This is a genomic window from Streptomyces sp. NPDC091287 (assembly GCF_044768525.1).
Taxonomy (GTDB): domain Bacteria; phylum Actinomycetota; class Actinomycetes; order Streptomycetales; family Streptomycetaceae; genus Streptomyces.
Genome location: NZ_JBIVUV010000013.1, coordinates 61,909 through 72,340 on the forward strand (window position 1 = coordinate 61,909; position 10,432 = coordinate 72,340).

At 71.9% G+C, this 10,432-nt stretch carries 9 protein-coding genes; 8 read left to right on the forward strand and 1 reads right to left on the reverse strand.

Annotated elements, in window-relative coordinates; translation table 11 throughout:
* The first annotated feature begins 11 nt into the window (after positions 1-11).
* From ACIQRW_RS22525 to ACIQRW_RS22550, 6 genes are all read left to right on the forward strand, one after another.
* Positions 12-986, forward strand: a complete 975-nt coding sequence (locus ACIQRW_RS22525) for an ABC transporter substrate-binding protein (RefSeq protein ID WP_403763125.1) — start codon at positions 12-14, stop codon at positions 984-986.
* Between the two features lie 131 nt (positions 987-1,117).
* The gene (locus tag ACIQRW_RS22530; RefSeq protein ID WP_403763128.1) at positions 1,118-2,194 is read left to right on the forward strand and encodes an LLM class flavin-dependent oxidoreductase; all 1,077 of its coding nucleotides are present in this window, start codon (positions 1,118-1,120) and stop codon (positions 2,192-2,194) included.
* Between the two features lie 14 nt (positions 2,195-2,208).
* Positions 2,209-3,489: an NtaA/DmoA family FMN-dependent monooxygenase gene (locus tag ACIQRW_RS22535; RefSeq protein WP_403763605.1), complete on the forward strand. Its 1,281-nt coding sequence runs from the start codon at positions 2,209-2,211 to the stop codon at positions 3,487-3,489.
* Between the two features lie 4 nt (positions 3,490-3,493).
* The gene (locus ACIQRW_RS22540) at positions 3,494-4,315 is read left to right on the forward strand and encodes a DUF1684 domain-containing protein (protein WP_403763131.1); all 822 of its coding nucleotides are present in this window, start codon (positions 3,494-3,496) and stop codon (positions 4,313-4,315) included.
* Positions 4,316-4,545: 230 nt separating this feature from the next.
* Complete coding sequence (locus ACIQRW_RS22545) at positions 4,546-5,445, forward strand: S1 family peptidase (RefSeq protein WP_403763134.1); 900 nt, start codon at positions 4,546-4,548, stop codon at positions 5,443-5,445.
* A 201-nt stretch (positions 5,446-5,646) separates the two neighbouring features.
* Positions 5,647-6,126 (forward strand): hypothetical protein, encoded by a 480-nt coding sequence (locus ACIQRW_RS22550; RefSeq protein ID WP_403763137.1) that lies wholly within the window; start codon positions 5,647-5,649, stop codon positions 6,124-6,126.
* Positions 6,127-6,146: 20 nt separating this feature from the next.
* On the opposite strand, the gene ACIQRW_RS22555 is transcribed toward ACIQRW_RS22550, so the two are convergent.
* Positions 6,147-7,073, reverse strand: coding sequence for a DUF4231 domain-containing protein (locus tag ACIQRW_RS22555; protein ID WP_403763140.1), 927 nt, complete (start codon positions 7,071-7,073; stop codon positions 6,147-6,149).
* Between the two features lie 757 nt (positions 7,074-7,830).
* On the opposite strand from ACIQRW_RS22555, the gene fxsA reads away from it, so the two are divergent.
* Entirely contained in the window at positions 7,831-8,037 is a 207-nt protein-coding gene (gene fxsA / locus ACIQRW_RS22560; protein WP_403763143.1) for an FxSxx-COOH cyclophane-containing RiPP peptide, read from the forward strand.
* A gap of 30 nt (positions 8,038-8,067) precedes the next feature.
* Entirely contained in the window at positions 8,068-10,410 is a 2,343-nt protein-coding gene (gene fxsBH / locus ACIQRW_RS22565) for a radical SAM/SPASM protein FxsBH, inactivated beta-hydroxylase extension form (RefSeq protein WP_403763145.1), read from the forward strand.
* Positions 10,411-10,432 lie beyond the last annotated feature (22 nt).

The window sequence follows — 10,432 nt, forward strand, 5'->3', positions numbered from 1 at the left end:
GGAGTACGTACGTGTCCGTCCGCCGCAGCATCACCGTCGCCCTCGCCACGCTCACCGCCACCGGAGTGCTCACCGCCTGCGGCGACCCCGACGTCTCCACCGACGTGGCGGCGTCCAAGGACAAGAAGAACACCGGGGTCAACACCAGCCCCGACCAGGACCGCCTCAGAGGCAAGAAGGTGGACGCCGTCGCCGCCCTCGTCCCCGAGGCGATCCGCGAGCGCGGCACGCTGAGGATCGGGGCCAGCGCGGACGCCGTGCCGCCGCTCGGCTTCTACGCCACCGACGACAGGACCCGGATCGGCTCCGAGATCGACATCGCCACCCTCGTCGCCGACACCCTCGGCCTCAAGCCGGAGTTCGAGCAGGTCTCCTGGGAGAACCTCTTCGTCGGCCTGGACAGCTCCAAGTTCGACGGGGTCCTCTCCAACGTCACCGTGACCGAGGAGCGCAAGGAGAAGTACGACTTCGCCACCTACCGGCTCGACAACATCGCCTTCGAGGCCAAGAAGGGCTCCGGCTGGAAGGTGAAGGGCCCCGCCGACGTCGCCGGCAAGACGATCTCGGTCTCCTCCGGCACCAACCAGGAGAAGATCCTCGTCGAGTGGAGCGAGGAGAACGTCAAGGCCGGGCGCGAGCCCGTGGAGATCAAGTACTTCCAGAAGGAGAACGACTACTACCTCCCCCTCCAGTCGGGCCGCATCGACGCCCACCTCGGCCCGAGCCCGTCCGCCGCCTACCACGTCGCGACGTCCGGCCAGAGCGAGATCGCCGGACAGATCTCCGGAGCCGGTGGCGGCCTCCAGGGCAAGATCGCCGCCACCACGAAGAAGGGCAGCGGCCTGGTCGAGGCGTACGCCGCCGCGATCGACCACATCGTCGAGGACGGCTCGTACGGCAAGGTCCTGGGGCGCTGGGGGCTCGGCGGCGAGGCCGTGGAGAAGTCGGAGATCAACCCGCCCGGCCTGCCGAAGACGAAGAGCTGACCGAGCCGAACCGGGGAGTGTCCTGCCGATCGGGGCCGGTCCAGACCGGCAGGACATCCCCAGGGCCCGCCGGGTCTGCCCCCGGGCCTCCGCGGCGCCCCCGACCGACCGTTGACCCGAGAGGTTCCCGTATGTCCGCCCCTGCCTCCCTCCACCTGGCCGCCGAGATCGGCGGCCCCCCGCGCTACGACGCCGGGCACTACCTCCGGCTCGCCCGGCTCGCCGAGGACGGCGCGCTCGACTACGTCACCCTCGGCGACTCGTTCGCCCGCCCCGGACTCGACGCGCTCGCCGTCCTCGCCCGCGTCGCGCCCGCCACCGACCGCATCGGCCTCGTCCCGACCGTCACCACCACCCACACCGAGCCCTTCCACGTCTCCTCGGCCGTCGCCACCCTGGACTGGGTGAGCCGCGGCCGCGCCGGCTGGAGCGCGGACGTCTCCACCACCGAGGCGGAGGCCCGGCTCTTCGGCCGACGCCCCGCGGCACCGCCCGCCGCCCTGTGGCAGGAGGCCGGGGAAGTGGCCGACGTCTCCGGGCGGCTGTGGGACAGCTGGGAGGACGACGCCGAGATCCGCGACACCGCCACGGGCCGCTTCATCGACCGGGACAAGCTGCACTACGTCGACTTCGAGGGCGCCACCTTCTCCGTACGGGGCCCCGCCATCGTGCCGCGCCCGCCGCAGGGCCGCCCCGTCACCGTCATCGACGCCACCAGCGGCCCGGCCCGCGAGGCGGCCGCCCGGCACGCCGATGTCGTCCACGTCCGGGCCACCACCCCCGAGCAGGCGGCCGCCGTCCGCGACGAGGTGCGGGCCAAGGCCGCCGCCCACGGCCGCGACCCCAGGGCGCTGCGGGTGCTGGTCGCGCTGACCGTCGACCTCGGCGACCTGGAGACCGCGCCGGAACCCGGTCTGGAGAAGGGACCGCGGCTCGCCGGGCGCGGCACCTACTTCCGGGGCGGCCCGGTCGACCTCGCCGACCTCATCGCCCAGTGGCACCGGGCCGGCGCGGCCGACGGCTTCCACCTCACGCCCATCACCCCCGAGCGCGACCTCGAAAGGATCGTCAACGGCACCGTGGCCCTCCTCCAGCACCGCAGCCTCTTCCGTACCTTCCACCCCGGCGGCACCCTGCGCGAACACCTGGGGCTCGTGCGTCCCGCGAGCCGCTACGCCGCCGCCAGGACCACCACGAAGGAGGTCTGACCGTGCCCCGTCCGATGCACCTCGCCGCCCATTTCCCCGGCGTCAACAACACCACCGTGTGGGCCGACCCCCGCTCCCGCAGCCAGATCGACTTCTCCTCCTTCGAGCAGCTGGCGAGGGTGGCGGAGCGCGGGAAGTTCGACTTCTTCTTCCTCGCCGAGGGACTGCGGCTGCGCGAGCACAACGGCCGAGTCCACGACCTCGACGTGGTCGGCCGGCCCGAATCGCTGACCGTGCTGAACGCGCTGGCCGCCGTCACCGACCGGCTCGGCCTCGCCGCCACCGTCAACGCCACCTTCAACGAGCCGTACGAACTCGCCCGCCGGCTCGCCACCCTCGACCACCTCAGCGCGGGGCGGGCCGCCTGGAACGTGGTGACCTCCTCCGACGCCTTCACCGGGGAGAACTTCCGGCGGGGCGGCTATCTCGACCGCGGCGACCGGTACACCCGGGCAGCCGAGTTCGTCGCCACCGCCCGTGAGCTGTGGGACTCCTGGACGCCGGACGGCGCGTCACGGCCCTTCGCCCACGAGGGGCCGCAGTTCACGATCTCCGGCGAGTTCACCGTCCCGCGCTCGCCACAGGGCCACCCGGTGGTCATCCAGGCCGGGGACTCCGACGAGGGCCGGGAGTTCGCCGCCTCCGCCGCAGACGTCATCTTCACCCGGCACGGCACCCTGGAGGCGGGCCGCGCCTTCTACACCGACGTCAAGGCGCGGCTCGCGGCGTACGGCAGGGAGCCCGGCGACCTGAAGATCATGCCGGGCGTCACCGTGGTGACCGGCGACACCGACGCCGAGGCCCAGGAGCACGCCGCCGAGATCCGCCGGCAGCAGATCTCCCCGCAGAACGCGATCCTCACCGCCGAACAGCTCTGGGGCACCGACCTCTCCGCGTACGACCCCGACGGGCCGCTCCCCGAGATCGACCCCGTCATCGACTCCGGCCTCGTCAAGGGCAGGGTCCTGTACGGGGATCCTTTCGCTGTCGTCGCCCGCTGGCGCGCGCTCGCCGAGGCCAAGAGGCTCTCCCTCCGGCAGACGGTCATCGAGACGACCACCCGGCAGTCGTTCATCGGCTCGCCGCGGACGGTCGCGGCGGAGCTGACCGCCTTCGTCGACGAACGGGCCGCCGACGGTTTCATCCTCGTCCCCCATCTCACCCCGAGCGGCCTGGACGACTTCGTCGACCGGGTCGTCCCGCTCCTCCAGGAGAGCGGAGCGTTCCGCTCCGAATACACCGGCTCCACGCTGCGGTCGCACCTCGGCCTCCCGGAGCCGGTATGGAAAGGTTGACCGCATGAGCACGGACGCACAGCAGCAGGAGCGGGGCGGCGGGCCGGACGCCGCAGAGGACTGGCAGCGGTGGCACGAAGGGCGCGTCGTCGCCGTCGCCGCCCCGTACGGCCCTCTCTCCCTGACCGGAACCCACTGGCTCTCCGACTACCCGGAAGGGCGAATTCCGGCCGTCCCGGGGCAGTGGCGCGAGAACGGCGACGAGGTGGTCCTCACGGCCGCCGCCGAGGAGGGCGTCGTCGTCGACGGCAAGCCGCTGACCGGCGAGGTCGGGCTCGGCGCGGACCGGGGGGCCATCGACGACTCCCGGGTGGCGCAGGGGGAGCGGCGGCTGGTGGTGCTCCGCCGCGAAGGGCTGTGGGCGGTACGGGACTTCGACCCGGGATCACCGGCCCGGCACGCCTTCTCGACCATCGAGGCCACCCCGTACGACCCCCGCTGGGCGCTGCCGGGGACCTTCCGTCCCTACGGCGACGACCGGACCGTGCGGGTGGTCAACGCGGACGGGGTCGAGCGCGGTCTCGGGCTCGGCGGCGAGATCGCCTTCACGGTGGACGGCGACGAGCACACGCTCCAGGTCGCGGTCGAACCCGACGGGTCGCTGTGGGCCGTCTTCGCCGACGCGACCAGCGGGAACGGTAGCTACCGCTTCCGTTTCCTGCGCCCCGGCGCGCCCGCCGCCGACGGCAGCGTGAGCGTCGACCTCAACCGCGCGCTGCTGCCGCCGTGTGCCTTCGCCGATCACTTCATCTGCCCGTTCCCGCCCCCGGGCAACACGCTCTCCGTGGCGGTCCCGGCGGGGGAGCGGAACCGGATCGACGCCTGACCCGCGAGAGGTCCCTCCGGCCCCGGCAGCCCCACGGCTCCCGGGGCCGGAGGCGTGTGTGACCCGCGTGGCCGAAAGGCATTCTTGCGCCCCCTGTCCGGGCCCCTCGATACTCCGGTCAGCGATTGTCAGGGGCACGGCAATTCCGGAATCCGGACAGGCCCCCGACTGCGCCTCACGGGCCCGCCACCCCACAGGAGGGCCCCCGATTCCCCTCGGAGGAACCCGAAGTGAGGATCAAGCGCACCAGTAACCGCTCGAACGCGGCGAGACGCGTCCGTACCACGGCCGTACTCGCGGGGCTCGCCGCCGTCGCGGCGATGGCCATCCCCACCGCGAACGCCGAAACCCCCCGGACGTTCAGTGCCAACCAGCTGACCGCGGCGAGCGACGCCGTGCTCGGCGCCGACATCGCGGGCACCGCCTGGAACATCGACCCGCAGTCCAAGCGCCTCGTCGTCACCGTCGACAGCACGGTCTCGAAGGCGGAGATCAACCAGATCAAGAAGTCGGCGGGCGCCAACGCCGACGCGCTGCGCATCGAGCGCACGCCGGGCAAGTTCACCAAGCTGATCTCCGGCGGCGACGCGATCTACTCCAGCACCGGACGCTGCTCGCTCGGCTTCAACGTCCGCAGCGGCAGCACCTACTACTTCCTGACCGCCGGCCACTGCACGGACGGCGCGACCACCTGGTGGGCGAACTCGGCCCGCACCACCGTGCTCGGCACGACCGCCGGGTCGAGCTTCCCGAACAACGACTACGGCATCGTGCGCTACACCAACACCACCATTCCCAAGGACGGCACGGTCGGCGGCCAGGACATCACCAGCGCCGCCAACGCCACCAACGGCATGGCCGTCACCCGCCGCGGCTCCACCACCGGCACCCACAGCGGTTCGGTCACCGGACTCAACGCCACCGTCAACTACGGGGGCGGCGACGTCGTCTACGGCATGATCCGCACCAACGTGTGCGCCGAGCCCGGCGACTCCGGCGGCCCGCTCTACTCCGGCACCCGGGCGATCGGTCTCACCTCCGGCGGCAGCGGCAACTGCTCCTCCGGCGGAACGACCTTCTTCCAGCCGGTCACCGAGGCGCTGAGCGCGTACGGCGTCAGCGTGTACTGACCGGTCCCACCCCGGCCGGGTACGGAGCAGTCCGTACAAACGTGCCCCCGTCCGGAATTCCGGACGGGGGCTCCCGCTCGCCGGGGAGCTCTTGAGAAGATGTCGCCACGACGGGTCGCCGCTACGGGGCGACGGGGGGCGGGGTGACGGGGCGGTCGCGCCCCCGGCCGCGCTCCGCTGGCATCAGGGGGTAGCAGGTCCGTGAATCGCATCGGAGTGACCGGTCACCGCTCCATCCCCGCCGAGGCCGAGACCCATGTGCTCGCGGGTCTGCGGGCCGCGCTGTGCGGGCTCGACGGCGCGACGCAGGCGCTCTCCAGCCTGGCGGTCGGGGCCGACCAGCTCTTCGCCGACCTCGCCCTCGCCTGCGGCGCCGAACTGACCGCCGTGATCCCCAGCGGCGACTACGAGGCCTGCTTCGAGAACGCCGTCGACCTCGCCCGCTACCGGAAGCTCAAGGCGCGCGCGGCGCAGGAGGTCCGGCTCGACTTCCCGCACTCCACCGACGAGGCGTACTACGCGGCGGGCGCCTACATCGCCGACCACTGCGACCGGCTGCTCGCCGTCTGGGACGGCCTCCCGGCCCGGGGCCTCGGTGGCACGGGCGACATCGTGACGTACGCCCGCACCCTGGGCCGCCCCGTCACCGTGATCTGGCGCGACGGGGTACTGCGCGGCTGACGGGGAAGACGCCCGCCGGCTCACACGCGATGTCTGACCAGCCAGTCGGTGTGCTCGGGCGACACGATCCGCTCGGTCTCGAACACCGCCGCCGGCCAGTGCCGCTCGGTGAGGGTGGTCTCCATGGCGGCCTGCATCGACTCCAGGTCCTTCTCCACCAGCGAGTGCGCCGAGATCAGCGGGTGGTGCCGGCGCATCTCGTTCCAGGCGAGACAGGCCGCCGCCGCCGCGGAGAACGCCCCCGTCAGGCCGAACGAGCGCCCCACCCCGAAGGCCTGGAACACGCTCAGCGCCAGCGCCGGGAGCGTCAGCGCGACGATGGCGCCCGACCACAGGAGCGCCCCGCGCCGGGAGGCCTGCTGGCGCCTGCGGTACCAGCGCCGCTGTTCGATGAGCCGGTCCCGTACATAGGTTTCCTTGCGGACCGTGTAGGCCTTGTTCCGTAACGCGCGCATGGATTCCGTAATGAGGCCGCCGGAATCCGGCAGTTCCTCGCGCGGGTCGGCCCAGCCCACTTTTCGCAGCTCCTGGAGGCCGTCCTCCAGACGATTGGCGAACAGCGCCTCCGGGTGCTCGGACGCGCTGTCGAACGGTGCGCCGTGGACCGCGTAGCGCCAGCAGTTGGACTTGATGAACTCGGCCGCCGAGCGGTTCAGTTGCCAGTGCGACTTTGCTTTGCGGTGGGAGGCCAGGAAGGTCGCGAAGAGGACGCCCAGATAGGCCAGCACCGCGGCGCCGTACAGGGCCCGGGCCGCCGGACCGTCCTCGGTGTGCCAGGGCAGCGCCGCGGGCACCGTCCCCGCCACGAGCAGCGCGAGCTGCGCCCGGGTGGTGTTCACGGCCTCACGCTGGCGGGCCACGGCGACCGCGTCCGTGTGGTGGAACAGCGCCGGCAGGTCATCGTTCCTGAAGACCATGGATCTCAGCGGCTCAGGCAACGCCGTCATGGACGCCTCCGTCTGCAGTTGTCGTATGACCCGGCCGGTCGTGGCGCCTGCCCCGCCCGGGCCACGAGAGTAGGGGGGAGGACCGGACGCGGCAAGAGCGTCCCGGTTCCTCGGACGGTCACCACGACAGGGTTCGGCCACTTCCGGTCGGGTGTCCTTCCTCACATCGCGGCACTGTGGCAAGGTTGACCAACTGGATTGAGCGAGAGGTGAGTTGCTGCCCCCTGTGATGGGCGCGACCACCTCCGTGCGGGGAGGGGCCATCGAGAGTGACCGGGACGTGGGCGTGCTCTCGCATCGGTGCGCCGAGCGGGTCGACGCACCGCGCGCCCGGGCGAGGGTCACGGGCGCCGTGGGCGAGGGGCACGAACGCGTCCCGGACCGCGTGCGCGTCGCCCGGGCGGAAGCCGCGACCTCCCCGGCGAGGAGCTGGTGAACGGGTGAACCGCCGTCCCGCCGGAGCCTCCCGGAGCCCGCGGTCCGGGCCCCGCGCGGTGCGCGCGCCCGACACCTGTGCGGGCGGTATCGCCGACGGCCGGAAGCCTCTCACCTGCGCGGGCCGGCGACAGCGAGGCCGGCCCCCGGGCCCGCCGGTTCCGCCGCTCGTCCCCCGCTCACCCGAACGGCCGAGCGGAAGGCATGTTTCGACTTTCGAATCCAGGTGTGAAGGCCGCTCCGCCGGCATGTGGAAGGGCCTCCGCGGTAGTAAAGTGCGCGTGCCGGGACGTGTGATGACACGGAATCCGACAGCGTTTCAATGTCCGGAAACAGACCCCTTCAGGATCCCCCTAGGACGGCCGTGAAGACCTACGGAACCACCCCCGCCTTCGCCTCTGCGAAGACCCGCACGACCCTCTCGGCGACCGACGTTCACAGCGCCGAGGCCGCCAGGAAGATCAGCCGCGTATGCGGTGCGACAACGGCCAGGTCCACCCGGATCTCCACGTTCAATTCGGCTCTCTGAGCCGACGTCGGAAGCGGCTAGAATGACGGGATGACAGGACCCCTGGTCCCCTTCCGTGAATTCGTGCTGAAAGTGCACAGCAGGTGCGATCTGGCCTGTGATCATTGCTATGTCTACGAACATGCGGATCAGAGCTGGCTGACACGCCCCAAGACCATCTCTGACGAGGCAATTTCCTGGACTGCCCGGCGCCTCGCCGAGCATGCGACGACTCATGCGCTTCCCTCCGTAACAGTGATCCTGCACGGTGGGGAACCGCTCCTGGCGGGGCCCGCGCGACTGCGACGGGTCTGCGAGGAGCTCGGCTCGGCTCTGAACGGCATCGCTGAGCTGGACCTCAGGATCCACACCAACGGCGTCCAGCTCAGCCCCCGTTACCTCGACCTCTTCGACGAGTTCCACGTCCGGGTCGGTATCTCGCTCGACGGCGACCGCGCAGCCAACGACCGCCACCGCCGATTCGCCGATGGACGCAGCAGCCACCCGATGGTGCTGCGAGCCGTCGAACTGCTCCGCGAGGAGCGCTACCGCCACCTGGACCTCGGCCTGCTGTGCACGGTCGACATCCACAACGACCCGGTGGCCGTGCAGGACGCTCTCGCCGGACTCGAACCCCCGCTCGTCGACTTCCTGCTGCCGCACGCCACCTGGGACGACCCGCCCCCGCGGCCTGACGGCTCGCCCACCGCGTACGCCGACTGGCTCCTGACGGTCTTCGACCGCTGGACGGAGCAGGGCCGCCCCATGCCCGTCCGCATGTTCGCCTCGGTGCTCTCCAGCCTGAACGGCGGCCCCAGCCTCACCGAGTCCCTCGGCCTGGCCCCCACCGACCTCGTCGTCATCGAGACCGACGGGCAGCTGGAGCAGGTCGACTCGCTCAAGAGCGCCTACGAGGGCGCCGCCGCCACCGGGTTCGACGTCTTCCGCAACACCTTCGACGAGGTCGCGGCCCACCCCGGCGTCCGCGCGCGGCAGCTCGGTCTGGCCGGGGTCAGCGAGACTTGTCGCCGCTGCCCCGTCGTGCGCTCGTGCGGCGGCGGGCTCTACACCCACCGGTACCGCGCCGGCAGCGGCCCCGAAGGCCTCGACAGCGGCTTCGACAACCCGTCGGTCTACTGCGCCGACCTGGCCGCCCTGATCCGGGGCATCGAGGAGCGCACGGCCGCGGCCACCGAGTCGCCCGCCGTCCGGGCGCCGGACGCACTGCTCGCCGCCCATCAGGACCTGACCCGGACCCTGCTCGCGGCTCTCCACGACACCCTCGACGGGCGGGGCGGGGCCCTCTGGGACGACGCCTGGCGGCTCGCGGCGACGCTGGAGGCGGACCCCCCGGGCGCCCAGGCGCTCGACACGGTGCTCGCGCACCCCTACACCCGCACCTGGCTGGTCGGCGCCCTGGAGGACGTCGAGGCGGGCCGCGGCATGACGGAACCCGCCGCTGAACGGCTCGGCGCCACCGTGGCCGCAGCCGCCGTCCGCGCCGGACACGACCTGTCCGTGCCCGTGGCGTACCGCGACGGAAGCCTGTACCTGCCTACCCTCGGCACCGTGCTCCTCGGCGGCCCGGGGGAGCGGGGAACGGCCGTGGTGCGCGCCACGCGCGACGGATTCCTCGTCCGCCGGCCAGGGGACGCGCCCGGCACGGAGCTGCGCATCGCGCCCGATGAGCCCGAGGGCCCGCACTGGCTGCCCGTACACGTCCTGCGCCGGGCGCCCGCCCCCGTACTCCTGCTGGACGACCTCGACCCCCTCCGTGACTGCTTCGACGCCCCCGCGACCGACCGCCTGGAAGCGGAGGAGGCCGACGCCTGGGCGCACCGGGTCGGCGAAGCCTGGTCGCTGCTGGCCGACGCCGTACCCGACCAGGCCGCCGAGGCGGCCCTTGCGCTCACCACGCTGACCCCGCTGTTCACCGGCGACCCCGAGCCGGGGCGCCACGGGCCCGGCTCGCTCGGCGTCGGGCCGTCGGTGGAGGCGAACGAGCTGGCACTCGGCCTGCTGAGCGGATTCCGCCGGGCGAAACTGCGGGCGCTCGGTGAAGTGACGGATCTTTACGCCTTGGACGGTACCTGGGAACATCGGACGCCTTGGGGGAACGAACACGTGACGTTCTCCCGACTGCTCGCCGAGACATTCGAACGGGCGGGGCTCGGGCTTTACGACCCGCGCTTCCTCACGGGTGTTCCGGAAGCTCTCGACAAGATCGAAAACGCGGCGGAGGTGACGGTCGACGGAAAACAGCTGATCTCCGCTGTCCGCAAGGAGATCAGCGGAACACGGAGTGCGACCGAGAAGAATCGCGGCAGGAGCTTCCCGTCGTCCGGTCATGCGGCGAACGTCCAGGGATCTGACCAAAAAGTGACGTTCGAATGACCGAACGGTAGGGGGGTGGAAA